We start from the raw sequence: 24,519 nt of genomic DNA, 5'->3' as shown, positions 1-24,519 counted from the left end.
GCAAACCTCCGCTCACGCGCTCTAAGCCTGCCCAGCGAGGTTGCAGCATCGCCAACCTTGGCTCACGCGCTCTAAGCCTGCCCAGCGCGCGGATGCAGCTTCGCCAACCTCCGCCCACGCGCTCTAAGCCTGCCTACCCCGGTTGCAGCTCAGCTACCCCTTCGTTCGCCTGCTCTAAGCCTGCCTACCCCGGTTGCAGCTTCGCAAACCTCCGCTCACGCGCTCTAAGCCTGCCCAGCGAGGTTGCAGCATCGCCAACCTTGGCTCACGCGCTCTAAGCCTGCCCAGCGCGGTTGCAGCATCGCCGACCTCCGCTCACACACTCTAAGCCTGCCCAGCGTGGTTGCAGCATCGCCAACCTCCGCTCACACACTCTAAGCCTGCCCAGCGCGGTTGCAGCATCGCCGACCTCCGGCTCACGCGCTCTAAGCCTGCCCAGCGCGGTTGCAGCATCGCCAACCTCGGTTCGCCCGCTCTAAGCCTGCCTGCCCCGGTTGCAGCTCAGCTACCCCTTCGTTCGCCCGCTCTAAGCCTGCCCAGCGCGGTTGCAGCATCGCCGACCTCCGCTCACACACTCTAAGCCTGCCCAGCGCGGATGCAGTTCCGCTACCCCTCCGTTCGCCCACTCTGGCCCAAGCTCGCTCTTTGGGCTATTTTTAAGTCCCGTTCGGTTTCTCTGCGGGGGCGAAAGTGGTAAAATTCTTGAATAAGGACTACTCATCAGCTAAAGGAGCCATCATCTGACATGGCTAAGGTTAAAATAAAATTTGTATGCACGCAATGCGGCACCGAATCGCCCAAATGGATGGGCAAATGCCCGGGATGCCACGAGTGGAACACGATGGTGGAAGAGACCGAGAAAGAGGTCAAGGCGCCGGTCGGACGAAGCGAACTGATCCGGACGAAAGAAAAGGCGCGCGCCATCATAGATATAGAAAGCGGGCAAGAACCTCGCGTCGAGACCGGCATGTCCGAGCTCAACCGGGTGCTCGGAGGAGGGCTCGTTCCCGGCTCGCTGCTGCTCGTCGGGGGAGACCCGGGGATCGGCAAGTCGACGCTGCTGCTGCAAACCTCGCACTCGTTGTCCGCGCAAGGGCTTAAGGTGCTGTACGTGTCCGGCGAGGAATCGGTCCGCCAGACGAAGCTGAGGGCCGACCGCTTGGGCGCGTTGAACGATAGATTGTACGTTCTCTGCGAGACGAATCTGGAGACGATCGAAGAGGCAATCACCGAGGTGCAGCCCGATTTTCTCGTGATCGATTCCATTCAGACGGTATACCGGCCGGAGGTCGCCTCCGCTCCGGGAAGCGTGGCGCAGGTCCGGGAATGCACCGCCCATTTCATGAGAATCTCGAAGGTGAACGGCGTGGCGACGGTGCTCGTCGGCCACGTGACGAAGGAAGGCGCGATCGCCGGCCCCAGACTGCTGGAGCACATGGTCGATTGCGTGCTTTATTTTGAAGGAGAGAGGCATCATACTTACCGGATTTTGCGGGCGGTGAAAAACCGTTTCGGCTCCACGAACGAGATCGGCATTTTCGACATGACGGAAGACGGCTTGAAGGAAGTGGCCAACCCGTCGGAGCTGTTTCTCTCCGAGAGGCCGCTCGGCGTCGCAGGGTCTACGGTCGTGGCCAGCATGGAAGGGACTCGTCCCGTGCTCGTGGAGCTGCAGGCGCTCGTAGCTCCGACCCATTTTCCGTCTCCGCGGCGGATGGCTTCCGGGTTCGACCATCACCGGATGTCGCTCGTCATCGCCGTATTGGAGAAGCGGATGGGCCTGTTCCTGCAAAATCAGGACGCGTACCTGAACGCTGCGGGAGGCGTCAAGCTGGACGAACCGGCGACCGACTTGGCGGCCGCGGTCAGTCTGGCGTCCAGCTTCAAGGACGCGCCGACCAAGCCGTATGACGCGATCTTCGGAGAGGTCGGACTGACGGGAGAGGTGCGAGCGGTCTCGCGGGCCGAGCAGAGGGTCAAGGAGGCGCATAAGCTGGGTTTCAAGCGCGTGATTCTGCCGGAGATGAGCATGAAAGGGTGGCAGCCGCCCCGCGGCATCGAGCTGATCGGCGTCAGAACGGTCGCGGAGGCGTTAAAGGCCGCATTGGAATAGGGGGTTAATGACATCATGAAGGAATATAAAGAAGTTAAAGACAAAGAGCGTCATCAGCAGGAAAGAACGATGAACCAGCTCCTTCAGATGGTCGCCCCGGGCACCGCATTTCGCGACGGGCTGGAGAACGTGCTGCGGGCCAAGACGGGAGCTCTGATCGTCGTCGGCTACAGTCCCGAGGTTATGGAAGTCGTGGACGGAGGCTTCTCGATCAACTGCGATTTCAGTCCCAACTATTTGTACGAACTGGCCAAGATGGACGGCGCGATCATCCTGAACGAAGACGTCAAGCGAATCCTCTACGCCAATACGCAGCTCATTCCCGATTCGTCCATTTCCTCGTCGGAGACCGGCATCCGGCACCGGACGGCCGAGCGGGTGGCCAAACAAACAGGTAAGCTGGTCGTCTCCATCTCGCAGCGGCGCAACGTGATCACCTTGTATCAAGGGCAGCTGCGCTATGCGCTTAAAGAGATGGGCGTCATTCTGACGAAGGCGAACCAGGCGATCCAGACGCTGGAGAGATACCGGGTCGTGTTCACGCAGGCGCTGACGAACTTGTCCGCGCTGGAGTTCGAAGAGATGGTGACGATGCACGAGGTGGCTCACGTCATCCAGCGCGCGGAGATGGTGCTGCGGATCAACAACGAGATTAACCGGTACGTGCTGGAGCTGGGCAACGAGGGACGCTTGATCAGCATGCAGAAGGAAGAGCTCGTCGGCTCCGCGGAGGAGGAAGCGTGGCTGCTGCTGCGCGACTATGCCAAGGAGGAAGGCGAGAGCAAGGTCAAGGAAATTCAGACGGCGATCCGCAAGCTGTCGTCCGAAGAGCTGCTGGATCCCGGAGCGTTGATCCGCATATTGGGTTATCCGTCGCTGAATTCCGTCGTGGAGGAAGGCCTGCTTCCGCGAGGGTACCGCATTTTGAGCAAAATTGCGCGACTGCCCGCCGTGATTATTCACAATCTGGTGGACCGATTCGGAGCTCTTCCTCATATCGTGACGGCTTCCATCGAGGAGCTGGACGAAGTCGACGGGATCGGGGAAGTCCGGGCCCGGGCGATCAAGGAAGGACTAAAAAGAATCCAAGATCAGGTGTTTATTGACAGACAGATATAAGCCGACTACAATTGGAAGGGTCTTGATGGACTGCGTTTCCAGATCATTCCTTTTCTAGAATGCGTGAGAAGTTCGATTACGCTTAACGAACAGGCCAATAGGGTATAGTAAAGTCGAGGTGGCAAACATGATTACGAAATCAATACCGAATTTATTTACCATAGGTAACCTGGGTTTGGGCGTAATCGCCATCATCCTGGCATTCAATAACGATACGAACAGTTCAAATACGGCCGCGCTGCTGGTCATCATTGCGATGTTGTTGGACGGGTTGGACGGTCGCGTGGCGCGCGCGCTCAACGCCCAGAGCGAATTCGGCAAAGAGCTGGATTCGTTGTCGGACGTCATTTCCTTCGGAGTCGCTCCGGCGTTCATTATGTATCAGGCGGCATTCCAAGGAGTCAGCCCCGCGCTGGCCTGGATCGTGACGGCGATCTTCCCGATTTGCGGAGCGCTGAGGCTTGCTAGATTTAACGTTATAGACGGCATTCCGGGTTATTTCATCGGGCTTCCGATTCCCGCCGCGGGAGGCGTGTTGGCTACGTTGGCCCTGTTCAAGGGCGAGCTGCACTATTCCTTGCTGCTGCTGAGCACGCTTGCGCTGTCGTTCCTGATGGTCAGCAACATGAAGTACCCGAATTTCAAGAAGCTGGGACTGCCGAGGAAAGCGTTCTGGGCGATTCCGGTCGTCGTGCTTGGAGCCGCGGTGCTCGCTTATATGTTCCAACAGGCGATTCCGAAGGTCATTCTGGCCTTGCTGCTGCTATACGCGTTATGGGGACTAAAAAAAAACGTTGAAAGCCTGCTCCCTTCCAGGAGAAGAGCCGCTCGAAGAGAAGCGGCCGAAGACGAAGAACGATCCAAGCATAGCGCATAACGACGAATAGACGAAGGCGCCGATTGTCTCCCGCAGGGGGGATGAATCGGCGCCTTTATCGTTTGGCCGGACGCAGCTACATAAAAGCAGCCTCCCGGCTCAGGGGGCTGCTTTCGTTGTCGATCGGCGGACTTATGTCTCAGGTAAGGTTAAACCAGCCGAGCGTTGAGCATTTTTCCGATTCCCTTGCGACGACATCCTCGAGACTGATGTCCAGAAGATTGCACATGGCCGACATGTAGAAAAGATTTTTGCCCATTTCGTTGCGAATGATTTCACGGCATTGCTCGCAGAGCTCGCCTTCCATATGCGATTTCGATTGACGATTCGCCTGGTCCAGCGGCATCTCCTCGGAGAAACCTTGATTCCGGGCGTTCAAAGCGATGCATCCGCACTCCGTAATGGACTTGGATACGGCCCGGTTCACGGAGGCATTGGATTGACTGAACTTCGTGACGACGTCGAGCAGACTGCGATGGCGGAGCAACAATTCCGACACCTGACTTTGAAATTCCTGAAGCGTAGGCGCGCCCATCCGTTCCACCTCGGTTACCTTTTATTTACTTTTTCTCCTCCATTATAGAGCAAGGGGGAAGAGAATTCAAAGAAAGTTACGATTTCTAAAGAAACTTTAAGATGCGGCCGGGGGGAAGGTTAGCAAGCGAAAAATTGGAACATACTAGTAACGAGAATTTTTCGATTGCGACAAGAGAGGGAGTGATTTCTATGATTATGAGAAGAGTGATCCAGACGTTCGGATTGTTGATCGGAGCGTTGCTGGGTCAGCAAATGTCGGCTTCGCAGCTTGCTTCCGAGTCGCCCTGGATGGGAACTCTGCTGGGCGCAACGACGGGATCGGGCGGTACGCTGAGCCTGGTCGTCGGAGCGGGAGCGGGATTTCTGCTGGCTACTTCCGTGTCGACGCCGCTGTCGCGCGCGTTGAATCGCGGGATCGATCGGCTGTCCGACTACCCGATGTCGGAGCTGCTGACAGGTATGATCGGGTTGATTTTCGGGCTCGCGCTATCTTCCTTCCTGTATCCATATATCACGGATGTTCCATATGTGGGACAAGTGTTGGCGGCGGGAACCGCGCTTGCGCTCGGATATGCGGGGTTGGTCGTCGGCCTGCGGAAAAAGGACGAGCTCGGCGTGCTGCTGCTGGAACGCAGAAGGGTCGAGACGACCGAGAAGTCGGGGCCGCGTTACGAGGAACATAAGATTTTGGATACGAGCGTCATTATTGACGGCCGGATCGCGGACATCTGCAAAACCGGATTTATCGAAGGCACGCTTGTCATTCCGGAGTTCGTACTGGAAGAGCTGCAGCACATCGCCGATTCCTCGGATCTGCTCAAGCGCAACAGAGGGCGCAGGGGACTGGACATTCTGAACAAAATTCAGAAAGAACTGGACGTCAAAGTACTTATCTACGAAGATGCGAACGAAGAGCCGGGAGAAGTGGACAGCAAGCTCGTGAAGCTGGCCAAGGCGATGCAAGGCAAGGTCGTCACGAACGATTTCAATTTGAACAAAGTGTGCGAGCTGCAGGGCGTATCCGTCCTGAACATCAACGATTTGGCCAATGCGGTCAAGCCGGTCGTACTGCCCGGAGAGGAAATCATCGTGCAGGTCATCAAGGACGGCAAGGAACACGGACAAGGCGTCGCTTATCTGGACGACGGCACGATGATCGTCGTGGAAGGCGGAAGGGACTTTATCGGAACGACGATGGAGGTGCTCGTGACGAGCGTGCTCCAGACTTCGGCGGGCCGAATGATCTTCGCGAAGCCGAAGCTATTGGAAAAAGCGCTCTGAAGCGGTATGATAATAGAATTACGGGCGGGACGCGCTCCAGTGTCCCGTCTTTCGTTTGACGATTCAGCAAGGATAACATCCTTTATTCTTATTTGAGTCGTCTCCGACAAAACGCATTCTCCGTCCTTAAGGACGCCGAAGGCGTTTTTGCTTGTTATTCTAGGATCGTGCGTTGGGAGATCATGCGAATGTCTTGGGAGTGGGGGGCCGTGGTCGTCGCGGCGGGTCGGGGCACCCGCATGGGCGCCCCGGACAACAAAGTGTATCTGGAGCTGGCCGGCAGAACGGTGCTGGATCACGCGCTGGGCGCGTTCGAGCGCTGCGCCGCCGTATCCGCCGTCGTACTGGTCGTCGGAGAAGGTGAGACGGAGCGGGCGACGGAGCTTGTGGCTGCGGGGCGCTACGGCAAAGTCTCCGACGTGATCGTCGGCGGCGCGGAGCGCCAGGACAGCGTGTACGCCGGACTGGCCGTTCTGCGGACGGAGGGCGTGCTCGTCCATGATGCGGCTAGGCCGCTCGTGGGCCCGGAGCAGATCGCGGCTTGCTGCGCGGCTGCCGAGGAGCATGGCGCGTCGGCGCTGGCCGTGCCCGTCAAGGACACGATCAAGGTGTCCGACGGGCAGGGCTTTATCGTGGCGACGCCGGAGCGCAGCACGCTGTGGAGCGTGCAGACGCCTCAGGCGTTCGGGCGGCTGGAACTGATGCGGGCGCACCGGCAGGCGAAGGAGGAAGGAGCGGCGGCTACGGACGACGCGATGCTCGTGGAGCGGCTGGGGCGCAAGGTGGCCATCGTCCAGGGCGATTACGCAAACTTGAAAATTACGACGCCGGAGGATCTGCCGATCGCAGAGCTTCTGCTGGCCCGGTCGAGGCGGCAGGGGTAGGCGGCGAAACGGCAGGACATAAGGAAAGACGGCAGAGGCCAACGATCGGGGAGGGGCAATGACATGATTAGAGTGGGACAAGGATTCGACGTGCATCAACTGGTGGAGGGCCGCCCGTGCATCATCGGGGGCGTGACCATCCCGTACGAGAAAGGCCTTCTCGGCCATTCCGACGCCGACGTCCTATTACATACGATCAGCGACGCGATTCTCGGGGCTTTGGGCTTGGGGGATATCGGGAAGCATTTTCCCGATACGGATCCGGCGTTTAAGGATGCCGACAGCGTGAAGCTGCTCGAGCATGTCTGGGGGCTGGCGAAGGAGCGAGGTTACAAGCTGGGCAACGCCGACGCGACGATCATCGCCCAGGCGCCGAAGATGGCGCCGTACATTCCGGCAATGGTCGCGGTTATTGCGCGCGCGCTCGAATGCGACGAGTCGCAGATCAACGTCAAGGCGACAACGACAGAGAGGCTCGGCTTCCCGGGCCGCGGCGAAGGCATCGCTTCTCAGGCGGTCGTGCTGCTGTTGAAGGAGTAAGTTTAGCTCGGCGCATCCGCTGAAGGCCAGAAAAGTGTCTCGGCTGCTCGGAGTGGGGGAAGGGCGCGTCGGTTGAAGGCCAGAAAAGTGCCTTGGGGTTGAGTGTCGGCAATGCGTGGGATGAGGAATAACGTATAACGCTCGAGCACAACGCCATATATACACGATTGTTCAAGGAGGAACGGATTATGTCCACTAAAGTCCGCGTACGTTATGCGCCGAGCCCAACGGGGCATCTGCATATCGGCAACGCGAGAACCGCTATTTTCAACTACTTGTTCGCCCGTCATCACGGGGGAGAGTTCATTATCCGCATCGAGGATACGGACGTTAAGCGCAACGTCGCGGGAGGCGAGGAAAGCCAGCTTAAGTACTTGAAATGGCTCGGCGTCGATTGGGACGAGAGCACCGACCGTCCAGGAGAGTACGGGCCGTACCGTCAGACAGAACGACTCGACATTTACCGCGCCCACACGCAGCAGTTGCTGGATCGTCAGCTTGCTTATCCGTGCTACTGCACGGAGGAGGAGTTGGAGCGGGAGCGCGAGGAGCAATCGGCGCGCGGCGAGACTCCGAAATATTCGGGCAAATGCCGTCATCTGAGCGCGGAGGACAGAGAGAAGCTGGCGGCGGAAGGCCGTGCGGCGAGCATTCGTTTTACGGTGCCGGCGGACCGGACTTATACGTTCCAGGATATCGTCAAAAGCGAAATTTCGTTCAAGTCGGAAGACTTCGGAGATTTCGTCATCGTCAAGAAGGACGGCATCCCGACATACAACTACGCGGTAGCCGTCGACGACCATCTGATGGCGATCTCGCACGTGCTGCGCGGCGAGGATCACATCACGAACACGCCTCGTCAACTGATGATCTACGAAGCGTTCGATTGGACGCCTCCGGTATTCGGGCACATGACGCTGATCGTGAACGATCAACGCAAGAAGCTGTCCAAGCGCGACGAATCCATCGTGCAGTTTATCCAGCAGTATGAAGAGCTGGGCTACTTGCCCGAAGCGCTGTTCAACTTCATTACGCTGCTCGGTTGGTCTCCTGAGGGAGAAGAGGAGATTTTCGGCAGGGAGCAGCTTATCGAAATTTTCAACGCCAATCGTCTGTCGAAGAGCCCGGCGGTATTCGATACGGCCAAGCTGAGCTGGCTCAACCAGCACTACTTGAAGCAGGCGGAGCCGGAGCGGGTGCTGGAGCTGTGCCTTCCGCATCTGAAGGCGGCCGGACGTCTGCCGGAGGCGCCAAGCGAGCAGGAGCAGCAGTGGGCTTCCGCCTTGGTGACGCTGTTCCGCGACCATCTGCGGTTCGGGGCGGAGATCGTCGCTCTGTCCGATCTGTTCTTCCAGGAGAAGCTGGTCTTCGACGACGAGGCGAGCGCGGTGCTGGCGGAGGAGACCGTGCCGACCGTGCTGCAAGCGTTCCGCGAGCAGATCGAGGCAGCTGGCGAGGAAGGCTTCACGATCGACAATATGAAGGCTCTGATCAAGGCGGTGCAGACCGCGACCGGAGTCAAAGGCAAAGGTTTGTTCATGCCGATCCGCGTTGCATTGACCGGACAGACGCACGGACCGGACCTCAACGGCACAATCTGGCTGCTGGGCCGGGACAAGGTGCTGAAGCGTCTGGCTGAGCGGCTGTGAGGCGAGAAGGCGATTTTGGCAGGCTTGCGCCGGTTTGCGAAGTGGCGAGGGAGCAGTATTAGTGGTTTGCGGGACCGTTAAGTCGGCGAGAATGCGGAAGTCTGGCAAGAGAACGGTCTGGCAGACCGCTAAATGCTCCGACGGGACTTTTTTCGTTTGATTAACGGGGATAGCATAGGCCCGAGCCCGGATAAAGTCCCGCGTCTTGTCACGGGTACGGGGTTGGGATATACTTGAGCTATATCGAAAACGTGCGACGAACAGGAGAGTAAGTTTTGCTGCAGAATGCACAGAGAGGGCGGCCATGGGCTGAAAGCCGCCTCGTTCTCGCAAAGCCGAAATGCGCCTGGGAGCTGCGCCGCCGAGCGGACGACCGGCAGGGAATGCGACGATGGTCGCGTTTGCCGCGTCTTCGTTAAGCGGTGCCGGGGGGATTCCCGTTACCGATCCGTAGAGGAGCAGGCATGCCGAATTACGGCGCTTGCTTAAGCAGAGTGGGACCGCGTCACGACGTCTCTGCAGCGATTATCGCTGCAGAGACTTTTTTTTATAGAGAAAGAGCAGGGGGGATGGGTCATGGGGATATGGCGTACGGTCAAGTCGGACATCGAGGCGGTATTCGAGAATGATCCCGCGGCCAGAAGTTGGTTTGAAGTCGTCTTTACGTATGCGGGGCTGCACGCGATATGGGCTCACCGCGTCGCGCAGTTTTTTTACCGCCGCCGGTTGTATACGATCGCCCGCATCATCTCCCAGGTCAGCCGTTTCTTCACCGGAATCGAGATTCATCCCGGGGCGAAGCTGGGCCGCAAGCTGTTCATCGACCACGGCATGGGCGTCGTCATCGGCGAGACGTGCGAGATCGGGGAAGAGGTCGTCATCTATCAGGGAGTGACGCTCGGAGGTACGGGCAAGGAGAAGGGCAAGCGCCACCCGACGATCGGCAACCGGGTCGTCATCGCTTCCGGAGCGAAAGTGCTCGGATCGTTCACGGTCGGGGATAATACGAATATCGGAGCCAACTCGGTCGTGCTGCGGGAAGTGCCGCCGAACAGCACCGTCGTCGGCATTCCGGGGCGCGTCGTCAAGCGCAACGGCAAGAAGATCGGCGACCGGCTCGACCATACGAATCTGCCGGACCCGCTCATCGAGACGTTCCGGTTCATGCAGAAGGAGATCAACGATCTCAAGGCCGAAGTTGAACGGCTCAAAAAGGGCGGCCAGGCGGACGTTCGTCCCTCGGACGGCGGTCCCGGACAACCGCAGCCGCGCAGCTCGTCCGAATACGAGCATCTGGGCGCGGAAGACGATTCCGGGCATGCCGGGAACGCGCGCGATCTCGTGCACTCGCCGGAACTAGAGAAGAAAAGGAGCTAAATCAAACGTGAACTTGAAAATATACGACAGCATGACCAGGGACTTGCAGCCTTTCGTCCCGCGCGAGCCGGGAAAAGTGAATATGTACGTATGCGGGCCGACCGTGTACGACTACATTCATATCGGCAACGCAAGGCCGGTTATCTTCTTCGACGTCGTGAGACGCTATCTGGAGGCGATCGGCTTCCAGGTCAACTACATCGTGAACTACACGGACGTCGACGACAAAATGATTCGCAAAGCGGCAGATATGAACATTACGGTGCCAGAAGTGGCGGAGAAGTTCATCGCCGCCTTCAAGGAAGACCGCGAGGCGCTCGGAGCGCTTCCTCCTACGGTGTCGCCCCGGGTAACGGAGACGATCGACGAGATCGTCGAGTTCATCCGCGAACTGGTCGAGCAGGGCAAGGCGTACGAGAGCGCGGGGGACGTGTACTTCCGCACGTCGACGTTCCCCGATTACGGGAAGCTGTCCCACAAAAATCTCGATGAATTGCAGTACGGCATCCGCATCGACGTGGACGAGCGCAAGGAAAATCCGCAGGACTTCGTCTTGTGGAAAGCGGCCAAGCCGGGCGAGATTCACTGGCCGAGCCCGTGGGGAGACGGCCGTCCGGGCTGGCACATCGAATGCTCGGCGATGGTGCGCAAGTTCGCGGGCGATACGCTCGACATACACGGAGGCGGCCACGACCTCCAGTTCCCACACCACGAGTGCGAGATCGCGCAGTCGGAGTCGCTGACGGGCGAGCCGCTGTCGCGCTACTGGATGCACAACGGCTTCGTGAACATCAACAACGAGAAAATGTCCAAGTCGCTCGGCAACGGCGTTAACGTTCGCCAGCTTCTTAAAGGTACGAGCAAGTATGCGATCCGTTATTTGATGCTGGCCACGCACTATCGCAGCCCGCTGAACTTCAGCGACGAGACGATTCGTCAGGCGGCCAACAGCGTCGATCGGCTGACCAACTGCCGCGACAACGTGAAGCACAGGCTGTCCACGGTCGCCAAGGGCAATCTCTCCCTGGCCTCCGATGCGGAGCTGAAGGCCCGTCTGGAACAGCTGCGCGCCGATTTCCACTCCCGCATGCAGGACGACTTCAGCACGCCGGACGCGATTACGGCCTGGTTCGGCGTCGTATCCGAAGCGAACGCGTATTTGCAGCGGGAAATCGTCAGCGAGACGGATCTGCTGTTCATCCGCGAGCTGATCGGCGAGATGAACGGCATTCTCGGCTTGCTCCCCGAAGAGACCGACGCGGAGCTGCTGGACGAGGAAGTGGACGCTCTGATCGCGGAGCGGACATCCGCGCGGGCGAACCGCAATTTCGCCAGGGCGGACGAAATTCGCGATTTGCTGGCGGAACGGGGCATCGTGCTGGAAGACACCCCGCAAGGCATCCGCTGGCGCCGCAAATGACGAGCCGCGCTCCAACGTCCGCCGTTCCGCCCGTCATTGCGCCGGTCGTCCCCTCGGACGTTCCGGTCAAGCTGCTGTCCCCGATCGTGCTCGCTTACGTGGGCGACGCCGTGTTCGAGGTGTACGTCCGCCAGCGGCTGATCGCGGGCAGCAGCCGCAAGCCGCACGAGCTGCACCGCGCGGCGACGAAATACGTCTCCGCCGCCGCGCAGGCGAAGCTGCTGCAGCGGTGGGCGCCGCTGCTTACGGAGGAAGAGGCCGACATCGTGCGCAGAGGGCGCAACACGAAGTCCGGTCAGCCTCCCCGCAATGCCGATCCCGCGGACTATCGCCAAGCGACCGCGCTGGAGTGTCTTGTCGGCTATCTGTATTACGAAGGGCAGAAAGAGCGCTTGGAGCAGTTGATGGAGCTGGCTTTCGCCGCCGAAACTGAATAAGCGCATTAAACGATAAAGGAAGATGGAAATGGGCAACAAAGATCCGAGATCGCCGGAAAGCCGTTCCGCTCAGGGCGGGAAGCCTGCAGCCAGAGGCAAGGGAGGGCGCAGCCTCGGCGGCGGCAACCCGCCTTGGCGAGGCGATCGCAAGGAACAGAGACCAGACGCGCGGCCGACGCGCGGCGTTCAGCCGACCGAGCACGACGATGAGCGGTGGAGCGAAGAGAGCGCGCTTAAGGGCGAAGAAGAGTACGTCGCGGGCAAGCACCCCGTTCTGGAGGCGCTCAAGGCGGGCCGCTCGATCAACAAAATATTCGTCTCCGCGCAGGCGCAGCGCTCTCTCGTGCAGCCGATTATGGAGGAGGCGAAGGCGCGCGGCATCGTCGTTCAGCAGGTGGACAAGAGCAAGCTCGACCGGCTCGTCCCCGACATGCAGCACCAGGGAGTCGTCGCCCAAGCGGCGGCCGTAGCCTACGCCGACGTGGACGAACTGCTCGCCCGCGCAGCCGAGCGGGGCGAAGCGCCGTTCCTCGTCCTTCTGGACGAGATCGAGGACCCGCACAATCTGGGCTCCATCCTGCGGACGGCAGATTGCACCGGCGTGCATGGCGTCATCGTGCCGAAGCGGCGCAGCGCCGGCCTGACCGCGGTCGTCGCCAAGACGTCGGCCGGAGCCGTCGAGTACGTCCCGGTCGCCAGAGTCGCGAATCTCGTGCAAACGATGGAGAAGCTCAAGGAAGCGGGACTGTGGATCGCGGGAGCGGACGTCGGAGCGCAAGAAGGGTTCTACGACACGAATCTGACCGGCCCGCTCGCTGTCGTGATCGGCAACGAGGGACAAGGCTTGTCCAGGCTCGTGAAGGAGAGATGCGACTTTATTCTGTCGCTGCCGATGGTCGGCCGGATCAATTCGCTGAACGCGTCCGTAGCGACGGGAGTCATTCTGTACGAAGTCGTCCGCCAGCGCGGGCAAGCGGCGAAGAGCGGGGATTCCCCGTCGCCGGTGTCCCCTACCGGTCATGCGTGAAGGCAGGACGTTCCAGAGAGAGGACGTTCTGCTCGTCGACGGCTATAACGTGATCGGGGCGTGGCCTGAGCTAAGCGCGCTCAAAGACGAGAAGCTGGAGGATGCGCGGGATCGGCTGCTGGATATGCTGTCGGACTACCAGGGCTACGCGGGACTGATCGTCATCGTCGTTTTCGATGCGTTCCGCGTGCCCGGCACCGGCAAGGAGTACCGTCCGCGCAAAAAGTTCAGCGTCGTCTACACGAGAGAGAAGGAGACCGCCGACGAATGCATCGAGCGGCTCGTCGGAGAGTGGCTGTCCGTCAAGCGCAATGTCTACGTCGCCACATCCGATCTCGTCGAGCAGCACGTCGTCTTCGGGCGCGGGGCGCTCCGTGTGTCGGCGCGCGAGCTGAGGCACGCGGTCCGGCAGAGCAGCGTCGATATCCGGACGGCCATCAGGAACGATCATCGGCTGAAGAAAAATCCGTTGGAAGGCATTTTGCCGGAGGACGTCCAATCGCGATTGGAGCGGATGAGACGGGGACTCAAAGATTCGTGACGGATTATAAGGGAAAATGTCGAATCGTGGCTTTAATTTACAATTTTACCATTCCCGCTTGAGGGCGAATAACGGCAAATCCATTGACGCTATGCGTCAGATCAAGTATATTGATAATAGTTTGGTAGAGTAAGAGGTTCCAGTACGCCAATGCAGACCGGAGGGATGTTCGTGAGCGTCGACTTGGAGAGACTGGCAACGCTTGAGTACGACTTCAGGGCCGACGAGGACATCGTTGAATTCGTTCGCTTGGGAGATAGCGGAGCGTTGGAGTACCTCATTCATAAATATCGCAATTTCGTGCGCGCCAAGGCGCGATCTTACTTCCTCATCGGCGCGGAGCGGGAGGATATCGTTCAGGAAGGGATGATCGGCCTCTACAAGGCGATTCGCGACTTCAAGGGCGACAAGCTGGCTTCGTTCAAGGCTTTCGCGGAGTTGTGCATCACCAGGCAGATCATTACCGCGATCAAGACGGCTACCCGTCAGAAGCATATTCCTCTGAATTCCTACGTTTCCCTAGACAAGCCGATCTACGACGAGGACTCGGACCGAACGCTGCTCGACGTCATCTGCGGCTCCAGGGTGTGCGACCCGGAGGAGATGATTATCAACCAAGAGGAGTTTTACGGCCTCGAGGACAAGATGACCGAGATATTGAGCGATCTGGAGCGCAAGGTGCTGATGCTCTACTTGGATGGCCGCTCCTATCAGGAAATCGCGGTTGATCTGGACAGACATGTGAAGTCGATCGACAACGCCCTGCAGCGCGTCAAGCGCAAGCTCGAACGGTACTTGGAGATTCGCGACATAGGCAGTTAGCACTGATCCGATACATCTATATGCAGTAAAGCACAAGCAGCCAATCCGAAGCTGCTTTTTTTACGGCCTTAAGGGCCAAACCGAAAGGAGCCGGGTGGAAAATGGAAACGATAAAAGGGCTGTTTATCGGCGGCGGATGGCGGGAAGCGGGACGTTGCGAGGAATTGCGTTCTCCCTATACGGGGGAGGTCGTCGCTAAGGTTCCCTCGGCTGACGAGCAAGAGACGCGCGAAGCGATTGGCGCCGCATGCGAAGCGACGGGTGCAATGGCCGCCATGCCGGCGCACGAGAGGGCGGCCATTCTGGAGCGGGTCGCGGCGCTCCTCGACGCCCGGTCCGAGGAGGCGGCTCGCTTGATCGCGCTGGAAGCGGCCAAGCCGATCAAGGCGGCGCGGGCGGAGATCGCCCGCACGGTGCAGACCTACAAGTTTGCCGCCGAGGAAGCGAAGCGGATCGGCGGGGAGACGATTCCTCTCGACGCGGCTCCGGGAGGGGAAGGTCGATTGGCGTATACGGTGCGCGAGCCGCTCGGCGTCATCGGGGCGATCACGCCGTTTAACTTCCCGTTTAATCTGGTCGCGCACAAGGTCGGACCTGCGATTGCCGCCGGCAATACGGTTGTGCTGAAGCCGGCCGAGCAGACGCCTCTGTCGGCGCTGTATATCGCCGGGCTGTTCGCCGAAGCCGGGCTGCCCTCGGGCGCGCTGAACGTCGTTCCCGGACATGGCGAGGCAGCAGGCGCGGCGATCGTCGAGGACGAGCGGGTCGCGATGATCACGTTCACCGGAAGTCCCGAGGTGGGCAAAGTCATCCGGGCGAGAGCCGGACTCAAGCGCGTCACCTTGGAGCTCGGCTCCAATTCGGCGCTGATCGTCGACAAGGACGCCGACCTGGACGCGATCGTGCCGCGCTGCGTGACCGGCGCTTTCTCCAACCAGGGCCAGGTATGCATTTCGCTGCAGCGCATCTACGTTCACGAAGAGATCTACGAGAGCTTCGTCCGCAAGTTCGCCGAGGCGGCCAAGCGATTGAAGCAGGGAGATCCGCTTGATCCGGAGACCGATCTGTCCGCAATGATCTCCGGGCGGGAGACCGAAAGGGCGCTGAGCTGGATTCGGGAAGCGACGGACGGCGGCGCGCAAGTAGCGGCGGGCGGCAGCGTCAGCAACGGCGTGCTGGAGCCGACCGTCCTTACGGAGGCGGGACGGGAGATGAAGGTGTCGTGCCGCGAGGCGTTCGCCCCGATCGTCGTGATCGGCAGCGTGAAATCGGTCGACGAGGCGATCGACGAGGTGAACGATTCGAAATACGGTCTGCAGGCGGGCATCTACACGTCCGATTTGTTCACGGCGCTTCGCGCGGCGGAACGGCTGAAGGTGGGAGGCGTCATGATCAACGACATTCCGACCTTCCGCGTCGACCATATGCCGTACGGGGGCGTCAAGGAGAGCGGCACCGGGCGCGAGGGCGTCAAATACGCGGTCGAGGAAATGACGGAAACGAAGCTGGTCGTCATCAACAAGCGCTTAAAATAGGCGGATTGGACGCTTGCTATGAAAATATTTTTCCGGGGCCGGCGATTAAATAGAACGAAAACAGGAAGAATGGTATTAACCGATGCCAGACATGCCCAGACGGTTTTCGTTGACATCGATTTGCCCCTGTGATAAATTATTTTAGTAACCTTAACGTGGTTTCTTATGCGCTGGCTCTGAATCATCGGCGAAACACCAGGAATTGTTGTCTTGATGGCTTGCCATCGGCCGACGATTTCAAACTCAGCCTTGGTTCGCCAAGCTGGAGTTTCCGCTGAATGGTTGTATTTTTATGAAGTCATGATCCCGGGAGGTGGAAGGGATGCGGGTGATCATCACGCTGGCTTGCACAAGCTGCAAGCAACGGAACTACACGTCGAGCAAGAACAAACGGACTCACGCCGATCGCATCGAGTTGAAGAAGTTCTGCAAATTTTGCAATGAACATACTCCTCATCGCGAGACGCGGTAACTCCTAGGAGGTATGAACGTGACTTTCCTGGCTAAAATGAAGCAAAACTTTGGGTCCTTTTTTTCGTTTTTTGCCGATAGCTGGAACGAACTAAAGAAAGTCCGTTGGCCCAACCGGAAAGAGCTTGTCAGCTACACGATCATCGTCATTGTGACCGTGGTTCTGGTAACGATCTACTTCTGGGTGCTGGACATCGGTATTTCATCCCTCGTCGATATGATCATCTGACGCAGGAACCAAAGGTGGCTTTTCCATGGAGAAAAGATGGTACGTAGTCCACACGTACTCCGGGTACGAGAACAAGGTTAAGGCGAACCTGGAGAAACGCGTGGAATCTATGGGTATGCAAGACAAAATCTTCCGCGTCCTCGTGCCGATGGAAGAGGAGATCGTCAACAAGGACGGCAAGAAAAAGACGGTTATGCGCAAAGTGTATCCGGGCTACGTCCTCGTGGAGATGATCCAAACGGACGATTCTTGGTACGTGGTCCGCAATACGCCGGGAGTTACCGGCTTTGTCGGCTCCACCGGATCGGGATCGAAGCCGACGGCGCTCTTGCCTGACGAGGTGGAAGGAATTCTGCGTCACATGGGCATGGACGAGCCGAAGCCGGTCATCGATTTCGAACTGAAAGAGAACGTCCGCGTCAAGGTCGGGCCTTTCGCCAATTTTGTCGGGTCCGTGGAAGAGATTCTCGCCGACAAGAGCAAGCTGAAGGTGCACGTCAACATGTTCGGCAGGGAAACCCCGGTTGAGTTGGATTTCACTCAAGTGGAGAAGATATAAGTATCTTTGCAGTTCGGGTTTCTTGAAAGAGCGGGAGGGACGAGAGTTCCGTTAAACCGCATTATGGGTCAGGGAGGTGTGCAACATGGCAAAGAAAGTGATCAAGCTGGTTAAGTTGCAAGTTAACGCGGGTAAAGCTAACCCTGCGCCGCCAATCGGTCCTGCGCTCGGTCAAGCTGGCGTTAACATCATGCAATTCTGTAAAGAGTTCAACGCTCGCACGGCGGATCAAGCCGGCCTGGTAATTCCGGTCGTCATTTCCGTATACGAGGATCGTTCCTTCACGTTCGAGACGAAAACTCCTCCGGCAGCGGTACTGCTTCGCGTAGCGGCGGGAATCCAAAAAGGTTCCGGCGAGCCGAACAAGAAGAAAGTCGCTACGGTTAAGCGCGCGAAAGTTCGCGAGATCGCCGAGCAGAAGATGCAAGACTTGAACGCGGCTTCCGTTGAAGCTGCAATGCGTATGGTCGAAGGTACGGCCCGCAGCATGGGCGTTACGATCGAAGACTAATCGCCTTGACGGCGGTTTGACGCGTCCGCACGGACGCGCTAGTGGGAGGGACAATCTGCCGTTCCCTGCAGAGGGATCGCGGATTGGAACAGACCGTTACTACCACAAAAGGAGGAGAACAACTTGGCTAAACACGGTAAGAAATTCAGAGAAGCCGCCAAGCTGATCGACCGCGACGCTACCTACGAATCGTTGGAAGCGATCGAGCTCGTGAAGAAAGCGGCAACGGCCAAATTCGACGAAACTGTCGAAGCTGCCGTCCGCCTCGGCGTTGATCCGAGAAAGCAAGACCAAGCGGTGCGCGGCGTAGTCGTCCTGCCTCACGGCACCGGCAAAACGCAACGCGTCCTCGTATTCGCGAAAGGCGAGAAGCTGAAAGAAGCTGAAGCTGCTGGAGCGGACTACGTAGGGGATGCTGACCTCATCAACAAAATCCAACAAGGATGGTTCGAGTTCGACGTCTGCGTCGCGACTCCGGACATGATGGGCGAAGTAGGTAAGCTCGGCCGTATTCTCGGGGGCAAAGGCTTGATGCCGAACCCTAAGGCTGGAACCGTAACGAACGACGTTGCGAAAGCCATCCAAGAGATCAAAGCCGGTAAAATCGAATACCGTCTGGACAAAGCCGGACAAATTCACGCTCCGATCGGTAAAGTTTCGTTCGACGCTGACAAGCTGAACGAGAACTTGAAAGCTCTGATCGACGCGCTGAACCGCGCTAAACCAGCTTCTTCCAAAGGGATTTACCTGAAGAACGTCTCGATTTCTTCGACGATGGGACCAGGCGCTCGCGTTAACGCGGCGGCATACCGCTAATCCTTCTGGCAGAGATGGCAACAAACGGTCTTTGACATCGGACCGCTTTAGTGGTAGTCTGATGAAGCTGACAAACGAATATGGATACCGTAGACCGTAGGTGCTGGGCGCATTGCCAAGCTTAATTTCCTACCGAGGTGTGTGAATAGAACTTTTCTTGTATGCCGGATGCCTAGCGCATCCGCGTGTAGAAGCGAGATCGCGTCATGCCTCCGCACAGTCTGCGGAGGCATTTCTTATGCCTCTGAGATCGTACGTGACGATATACGGTGTTATCCAAAAATCATAGGAGGTGCACACAATGGCAAATGCGAAAATCATTGCAGCGAAACAGCAAGAGGTCGACGCGATCGCAGCGAAGCTGCGCGAGAGCAGCAGCACGGTCATCGCCGATTACCGCGGTCTGAACGTGGCTCAAGTTACGTTGCTTCGGAAACAATTGCGCGAAGCCGGCGTTGAATTCCAGGTGTTGAAGAACTCCCTGGTCAGCCGCGCTGCCGCAAGCGCGGAACTGAGCGATCTGGACGCCGTGCTGACCGGACCGACTGCAGTTGCATTCGGTGCTGATGCCGTAGCTCCAGCTAAGATTCTGAGCGACTTCGCCAAGAAGAACGACGCGCTGAAGATCAAAGGCGGTATCGTAGACGGAGTATTCTACGACGCGGCTCAAGTGAAGGCGTTGGCGGATCTTCCGTCCCGCGAAGGCTTGCTGTCCATGCTGCTTAGCGTACTTCAAGCTCCTGTTCGCAACTTCGCCCTCGCTGTCAAAGCGGTGTCGGAGAAGAACGAAGCGAGCGCGTAAGACCTTTTCGAACGAATTATCAAAAAATAAGAAGATCCCAGTGATCTCAATACATGGAGGAACATCAAATGAGCAAAGAGCAAATCTTGGAAGCCATCAAAACGATGACTGTTCTCGAACTGAACGATCTGGTAAAAGCAATCGAAGAAGAATTCGGCGTAACGGCTGCTGCTCCTGTAGCGGTAGTTGCAGGCGGCGCTGCTGAAGCTGCTGCTGAGCAAACTGAGTTCGACGTTATTTTGGCCGAAGCTGGCGCTTCCAAAATCAACGTTATCAAAGCGGTTCGCGAAATCACGGGCCTCGGCTTGAAAGAAGCAAAAGACCTCGTAGACAACGCTCCGAAGCCGATCAAAGAGAAGACTTCCAAAGAAGAAGCCGACGCTATCAAAGCTAAGCTTGAAGAAGCCGGCGCTAAAGTAGAAGTAAAATAAGAAGCGGGACCTCACAAACCCCTTGAAGATTTTCTTCGAGGGGTTTGTTCATGCGCAAAGTTGATCATGCTTAGAGAAGGCAGCCTGACCGGTGTGCGGAGGAGTACAGAATGAACGATCATTACTATTCGGCCAAACCCAAATCGCAGAGCGACCGGCGCTCGTTCGAAACGACGCTGCGCGGCGTTCGTCTGAAGTTGACTTCGGACGCGGGCGTGTTTTCGCGGGACGGGGTGGACTACGGAAGTCGGGTGCTTATCGAGCATATGGACATTCCCGCGGATGCGCGGGTTCTGGATATCGGCTGCGGATACGGCCCGATCGGTCTCGTTGCGGCCCGCCTTGCGCCGCAAGGACATGTCAAGCTGATCGATATTAACGAGAGAGCGGTCGAGCTGGCTGAAATGAACGCCAGAGCGAACGGCATAGGCAACGTATCGTTCGCCCGAAGCGACTTGTACGAAGCGGTACAGGACGACAGCTTCGACGTCATTCTGTCCAATCCGCCGATTCGCGCGGGCAAAGCCGTCGTGCACCGGGTGTTCCAGGAAGCCTTCGAAAGGCTGAATCCCGGAGGAGAGCTCTGGATCGTCATTCAGAACAAGCAGGGAGCTCCCTCGGCGAGAGCCAGACTGGAAGAAATTTTTGGCGAGGATGAAGTCGCGGAAGTCGCCAAGGATAAGGGATTTCGGATTTACAAGGCCAAAAAGACGAAAAGTGAATAAAAAATTTGACTTGACATTTTCGCTATGGTATTATTAAAAAATGTCAGTATTAGGATGGGCTAATTGTCTTCAACACAAAAGCCAGCAAACTCCGGTTCTTTTCCCAGGAATAAAATCGCATCGAATGGCGTATAATGGGTTTGTTTTGGGGTAAAGGCAGGATGAGTTGCCATTGTGCCGCCAACCGGCGCATAAGTGGCTTTTCTTTATTTATGTGTTGAAGCAGACTTAAGGGGTGAGGTTAAGTTGGCAGGACATCTTGTTCAGTATGGCCGCCGTACGCGGCGCAGCTACGCCCGCATTAATGAAGTGTTGGACGTTCCGAACCTGATCGAAATCCAGCAGCAATCGTACCAGAAATTTTTGGACGAGGGTTTGCGGGAAATTTTTCAGGATATTTCGCCGATCTCCGATTTTACGGGCAACTTGGTGTTGGAGTTTATCGACTACAGCCTGGGAGAGCCCAAATATTCGGTAGACGAATCTAAGGAACGCGACGTCACCTTCGCTGCTCCGCTTCGCGTGAAAGTGCGGTTGCTTAACAAGGAAACCGGCGAAGTGAAAGAGCAGGAAGTGTTCATGGGCGATTTCCCGCTTATGACCGAGACGGGCACGTTCATTATCAACGGCGCGGAACGCGTTATCGTCAGTCAATTGGTGCGCTCCCCAAGTGTCTATTTCAGTACGAAAGTGGATAAGAACGGCAAGAAGAATTACACCGCCACCATCATTCCGAATCGCGGAGCCTGGCTTGAGCTTGAGACGGATGCTAAAGATATTATATACGTGCGGATCGATCGTACGCGGAAAATTCCCGTAACGGTGCTTCTTCGCGCGCTCGGCTTCGGTACCGACGCGGAGATTCTCGATCTGCTCGGGCAAGACGATTTTATTCGCAACACGCTCGAGAAGGACAACACGGACTCGACCGAGAAAGCGCTCATCGAAATCTACGAGCGTCTTCGTCCGGGCGAACCGCCTACGCTCGAGAACGCGCGCAGCTTGCTGATCGCCCGCTTCTTCGATCCGAAGCGCTACGATCTGGCGAACGTCGGCCGCTACAAGGTCAACAAGAAGCTGCACATCAAGAACCGCCTGTTCAATCAGCGGCTCGCCGAGACGCTTGTCGATCCTTCGACGGGCGAGATCATCGCCGAAGCCGGTCAGATGATCGATCGCAGGCTGCTTGACCAGATTCTTCCGATGCTCGAGAAGAACGTCGGCTTCAAGAACTATCGCGTCGCCGGCGGCATTCAAGAGACGGAAGACATTCCGCTGCAGACGATCAACGTGTTCTCCCCGGTGGAAGACGGCAAAGTCGTGAAGGTCATCTCCAATGGCATTATCGACAAGGCCGTGAAGAACATCACGCCGGCGGATATTATCGCGTCGATCAACTATTTCATGAACCTGCTGCAAAGCATCGGCAACACCGACGACATCGACCACTTGGGCAACCGTCGTCTGCGTTCCGTCGGCGAATTGCTGCAGAACCAGTTCCGCATCGGTCTGTCCCGGATGGAACGGGTCGTTCGCGAACGGATGTCGATCCAGGACCAGAACGCGATCACGCCGCAAGCGCTGATCAACATTCGTCCGGTCATTGCGGCGATCAAGGAGTTCTTCGGATCTTCCCAGCTGTCGCAGTTTATGGATCAGACGAACCCGCTGGCCGAGCTGACGCACAAGCGCCGTCTGTCCGCTCTCGGACCGGGCGGTCTTACGCGGGAACGCGCGGGCTTCGAAGTACGGGACGTTCACAACTCCCACTACGGCCGCATGTGTCCGATCGAGACGCCGGAGGGACCGAACATCGGTCTGATCAACTCGCTGTCGTCGTTCGCGCGGATCAACGAGTACGGCTTCATCGAAGCTCCGTACCGCAAAGTCGATCCGAACACGAACCGCGTCACCGAAGAGATCGTCTACATGACCGCGGACGAAGAGGATAACTACATTATCGCGCAAGCGAACGCGTTGCTGAACCCGGACGGTACGTTCCAGGAAGAGAACATTATCGTTCGCTACAACAAGCAGACGGACAACATCCTGACGATGCCGAGCGATCGGGTCGACTACATGGACGTTTCTCCGAAGCAAGTCGTATCGGTCGCGACGGCGATGATTCCGTTCCTCGAGAACGATGACTCCAACCGCGCGCTGATGGGTTCGAACATGCAGCGTCAAGCGGTTCCGCTGCTCATTCCGGAAGCTCCTTTCGTCGGAACGGGCATGGAGCACAAGTCGGCCAAGGACTCCGGGGTATGTATTGTATCCAAATACGACGGATATATCGAACGGGTGTCTGCCAATGAAATCCAACTGCGCCGCGTCGAGATCATCGACGGCAAGGAAGTCAAAGGCGACATCGTCAAATACAAGCTGCAGAAATTCATGCGTTCCAACCAAGGAACGTGCATTAACCAACGTCCTCTCGTTCGCCGCGGCGACGTGATCAAGAAAGGCGACATCATGGCGGACGGTCCTTCCACGGACACCGGCGAGCTCGCGCTGGGCCGCAACGTCGTCGTTGCCTTCATGACGTGGGAAGGTTACAACTACGAGGATGCGATCCTGCTGTCCGAGAAGCTCGTACGCGAGGACGTCTACACTTCGATCCACATCGAGGAGTACGAGTCCGAAGCGCGCGATACGAAGCTCGGGCCTGAAGAGATTACGCGCGACATCCCGAACGTCGGCGAGGACGCGCTTCGCAACCTTGACGAGCGCGGCATTATCCGCGTCGGCGCGGAAATCAGCGCAGGAGACATTCTCGTCGGCAAGGTTACGCCGAAGGGTGTAACGGAGCTGACGGCGGAAGAGCGCCTGCTGCACGCGATCTTCGGCGAGAAGGCGCGCGAAGTGCGCGATACGTCGCTGCGCGTTCCTCACGGTACGGACGGCATCGTCGTCGACGTCAAAGTGTTTACGCGCGAGAACGGCGATGAGCTGCCTCCGGGCGTCAACCAGCTCGTTCGCGCCTATATCGCCCAGAAGCGGAAAATTTCCGAGGGCGACAAAATGGCCGGACGTCACGGAAACAAAGGGGTTATCGCCCGCATTCTGCCGGAAGAAGATATGCCGTTCCTGCCGGACGGAACGCCTGTACAGGTCGTTCTGAACCCGCTGGGGGTTCCTTCCCGGATGAACATCGGGCAAGTGCTTGAGGTCCACCTCGGCATGGCATGTAAGCTGCTCGGCATTCACGCCGCTACGCCGGTATTCGACGGCGCATCCGAACATGACGTCTTCGACACGATGGAAGAGGCCGGCATGGCCCGCAACGGCAAATGGCGCCTGCGAGACGGACGCACGGGCGAATTGTTCGAACGCGAAGTTACCGTCGGCGTCATGTACATGATCAAGCTGGCGCACATGGTCGACGACAAGATTCACGCCCGTTCCACAGGTCCATACTCGCTCGTTACGCAGCAGCCTCTCGGCGGTAAAGCCCAGTTCGGCGGCCAGCGCTTCGGGGAGATGGAAGTATGGGCGCTCGAAGCTTACGGCGCGGCATACACGCTGCAAGAGATTTTGACCGTCAAATCCGATGACGTCGTCGGTCGCGTCAAAACGTACGAATCGATCGTCAAAGGCGAGAACGTGCCGGAGCCGGGCGTTCCTGAATCGTTCAAAGTACTGATCAAAGAGCTCCAAAGCTTGGGTATGGACGTGAAAATCCTGTCCGGCGACGAGCAGGAGATCGAAATGAAGGAAATCGACGACGAAGACGATTCCGCGGGAGATAAGCTGAATCTGAACCTCGAAGGTTCCGAAGTCGGCGTCGAATAACTTTAGGATCCGAAATCTTAGCAA

The 24,519-nt window shown here is 57.8% G+C and carries 23 protein-coding genes, 1 pseudogene and 1 other annotated feature; of the genes and pseudogenes, 23 read left to right on the top strand and 1 reads right to left on the bottom strand.

What is annotated here, in order from left to right:
- The first annotated feature begins 745 nt into the window (after positions 1-745).
- The 3 genes from radA (at position 746) to pssA (ending at position 4,109) form a co-directional block, all read left to right on the top strand.
- Positions 746-2,113 carry a DNA repair protein RadA gene (gene radA / locus B0G52_RS32825; RefSeq protein ID WP_094050657.1) on the top strand — a complete coding sequence of 456 codons (1,368 nt, stop codon included), beginning with the start codon at positions 746-748 and terminating at the stop codon, positions 2,111-2,113.
- Between the two features lie 15 nt (positions 2,114-2,128).
- The gene (gene disA / locus B0G52_RS32820; RefSeq protein WP_094050656.1) at positions 2,129-3,232 is read left to right on the top strand and encodes a DNA integrity scanning diadenylate cyclase DisA; all 1,104 of its coding nucleotides are present in this window, start codon (positions 2,129-2,131) and stop codon (positions 3,230-3,232) included.
- A 127-nt stretch (positions 3,233-3,359) separates the two neighbouring features.
- On the top strand, positions 3,360-4,109 hold the full coding sequence (gene pssA, locus B0G52_RS32815; RefSeq protein ID WP_094050655.1) for a CDP-diacylglycerol--serine O-phosphatidyltransferase: 750 nt from the start codon (positions 3,360-3,362) through the stop codon (positions 4,107-4,109).
- Between the two features lie 139 nt (positions 4,110-4,248).
- Here the strand turns inward: pssA and B0G52_RS32810 are convergent, their stop codons facing one another.
- Positions 4,249-4,644, bottom strand: a complete 396-nt coding sequence (locus B0G52_RS32810; protein WP_094050654.1) for a nucleoside triphosphate pyrophosphohydrolase family protein — start codon at positions 4,642-4,644, stop codon at positions 4,249-4,251.
- A 194-nt stretch (positions 4,645-4,838) separates the two neighbouring features.
- Here B0G52_RS32810 and B0G52_RS32805 point away from each other — a divergent pair, with 194 nt between their 5' ends.
- The 20 genes and pseudogenes from B0G52_RS32805 to rpoB all read left to right on the top strand — a co-directional run bounded on the left by B0G52_RS32805 (position 4,839) and on the right by rpoB (position 24,495).
- Positions 4,839-5,927, top strand: a complete 1,089-nt coding sequence (locus B0G52_RS32805) for a PIN/TRAM domain-containing protein (protein ID WP_094050679.1) — start codon at positions 4,839-4,841, stop codon at positions 5,925-5,927.
- A 188-nt stretch (positions 5,928-6,115) separates the two neighbouring features.
- The gene (ispD, locus tag B0G52_RS32800; RefSeq protein ID WP_094050653.1) at positions 6,116-6,811 is read left to right on the top strand and encodes a 2-C-methyl-D-erythritol 4-phosphate cytidylyltransferase; all 696 of its coding nucleotides are present in this window, start codon (positions 6,116-6,118) and stop codon (positions 6,809-6,811) included.
- Positions 6,812-6,874: 63 nt separating this feature from the next.
- Positions 6,875-7,351, top strand: coding sequence for a 2-C-methyl-D-erythritol 2,4-cyclodiphosphate synthase (gene ispF / locus B0G52_RS32795; RefSeq protein ID WP_094050652.1), 477 nt, complete (start codon positions 6,875-6,877; stop codon positions 7,349-7,351).
- Between the two features lie 188 nt (positions 7,352-7,539).
- Complete coding sequence (gltX, locus tag B0G52_RS32790; RefSeq protein ID WP_094050651.1) at positions 7,540-9,000, top strand: glutamate--tRNA ligase; 1,461 nt, start codon at positions 7,540-7,542, stop codon at positions 8,998-9,000.
- Positions 9,001-9,576: 576 nt separating this feature from the next.
- Positions 9,577-10,377 (top strand): serine O-acetyltransferase, encoded by an 801-nt coding sequence (cysE, locus tag B0G52_RS32785; protein WP_094050650.1) that lies wholly within the window; start codon positions 9,577-9,579, stop codon positions 10,375-10,377.
- A 7-nt stretch (positions 10,378-10,384) separates the two neighbouring features.
- On the top strand, positions 10,385-11,797 hold the full coding sequence (gene cysS, locus B0G52_RS32780) for a cysteine--tRNA ligase (RefSeq protein WP_094050649.1): 1,413 nt from the start codon (positions 10,385-10,387) through the stop codon (positions 11,795-11,797).
- Positions 11,794-12,234 (top strand): Mini-ribonuclease 3, encoded by a 441-nt coding sequence (locus B0G52_RS32775; RefSeq protein ID WP_094050648.1) that lies wholly within the window; start codon positions 11,794-11,796, stop codon positions 12,232-12,234. The genes cysS and B0G52_RS32775 overlap by 4 nt, the downstream gene beginning before the upstream one ends.
- Before the next feature lie 241 nt (positions 12,235-12,475).
- Positions 12,476-13,261 (top strand): annotated as a pseudogene (gene rlmB, locus B0G52_RS32770) (23S rRNA (guanosine(2251)-2'-O)-methyltransferase RlmB); the annotation flags it as partial.
- Positions 13,254-13,802 carry an NYN domain-containing protein gene (locus B0G52_RS32765; RefSeq protein ID WP_094050647.1) on the top strand — a complete coding sequence of 183 codons (549 nt, stop codon included), beginning with the start codon at positions 13,254-13,256 and terminating at the stop codon, positions 13,800-13,802. The pseudogene rlmB and the gene B0G52_RS32765, both read left to right, overlap by 8 nt.
- Before the next feature lie 171 nt (positions 13,803-13,973).
- Complete coding sequence (gene sigH / locus B0G52_RS32760) at positions 13,974-14,624, top strand: RNA polymerase sporulation sigma factor SigH (protein ID WP_094050677.1); 651 nt, start codon at positions 13,974-13,976, stop codon at positions 14,622-14,624.
- 101 nt (positions 14,625-14,725) lie between these two features.
- Positions 14,726-16,159 carry an aldehyde dehydrogenase family protein gene (locus B0G52_RS32755; protein WP_094050646.1) on the top strand — a complete coding sequence of 478 codons (1,434 nt, stop codon included), beginning with the start codon at positions 14,726-14,728 and terminating at the stop codon, positions 16,157-16,159.
- Between the two features lie 322 nt (positions 16,160-16,481).
- Entirely contained in the window at positions 16,482-16,631 is a 150-nt protein-coding gene (gene rpmG / locus B0G52_RS32750) for a 50S ribosomal protein L33 (RefSeq protein WP_094050645.1), read from the top strand.
- Positions 16,632-16,649: 18 nt separating this feature from the next.
- Positions 16,650-16,859 carry a preprotein translocase subunit SecE gene (secE, locus tag B0G52_RS32745; RefSeq protein ID WP_094050676.1) on the top strand — a complete coding sequence of 70 codons (210 nt, stop codon included), beginning with the start codon at positions 16,650-16,652 and terminating at the stop codon, positions 16,857-16,859.
- 25 nt (positions 16,860-16,884) lie between these two features.
- On the top strand, positions 16,885-17,418 hold the full coding sequence (gene nusG, locus B0G52_RS32740) for a transcription termination/antitermination protein NusG (protein ID WP_094050644.1): 534 nt from the start codon (positions 16,885-16,887) through the stop codon (positions 17,416-17,418).
- Between the two features lie 85 nt (positions 17,419-17,503).
- On the top strand, positions 17,504-17,929 hold the full coding sequence (rplK, locus tag B0G52_RS32735) for a 50S ribosomal protein L11 (RefSeq protein WP_094050643.1): 426 nt from the start codon (positions 17,504-17,506) through the stop codon (positions 17,927-17,929).
- 123 nt (positions 17,930-18,052) lie between these two features.
- Positions 18,053-18,745, top strand: coding sequence for a 50S ribosomal protein L1 (rplA, locus tag B0G52_RS32730; RefSeq protein WP_094050642.1), 693 nt, complete (start codon positions 18,053-18,055; stop codon positions 18,743-18,745).
- Between the two features lie 69 nt (positions 18,746-18,814).
- Positions 18,815-18,991: a sequence feature (ribosomal protein L10 leader region), on the top strand.
- 55 nt (positions 18,992-19,046) lie between these two features.
- The gene (gene rplJ, locus B0G52_RS32725) at positions 19,047-19,547 is read left to right on the top strand and encodes a 50S ribosomal protein L10 (RefSeq protein WP_094050641.1); all 501 of its coding nucleotides are present in this window, start codon (positions 19,047-19,049) and stop codon (positions 19,545-19,547) included.
- Positions 19,548-19,615: 68 nt separating this feature from the next.
- Positions 19,616-19,978, top strand: a complete 363-nt coding sequence (gene rplL / locus B0G52_RS32720) for a 50S ribosomal protein L7/L12 (RefSeq protein ID WP_094050640.1) — start codon at positions 19,616-19,618, stop codon at positions 19,976-19,978.
- 110 nt (positions 19,979-20,088) lie between these two features.
- Positions 20,089-20,703 carry a class I SAM-dependent methyltransferase gene (locus B0G52_RS32715; RefSeq protein WP_094050639.1) on the top strand — a complete coding sequence of 205 codons (615 nt, stop codon included), beginning with the start codon at positions 20,089-20,091 and terminating at the stop codon, positions 20,701-20,703.
- A gap of 246 nt (positions 20,704-20,949) precedes the next feature.
- The gene (gene rpoB / locus B0G52_RS32710) at positions 20,950-24,495 is read left to right on the top strand and encodes a DNA-directed RNA polymerase subunit beta (protein WP_094050638.1); all 3,546 of its coding nucleotides are present in this window, start codon (positions 20,950-20,952) and stop codon (positions 24,493-24,495) included.
- Positions 24,496-24,519: the final 24 nt, after the last annotated feature.

Source organism: Cohnella sp. SGD-V74 (assembly GCF_003001675.1).
In the GTDB taxonomy this organism is placed as follows: domain Bacteria; phylum Bacillota; class Bacilli; order Paenibacillales; family Paenibacillaceae; genus Cohnella.
Note: the sequence above shows the minus strand (reverse complement) of the source record. Positions and strands in the feature narration are given on the sequence as shown.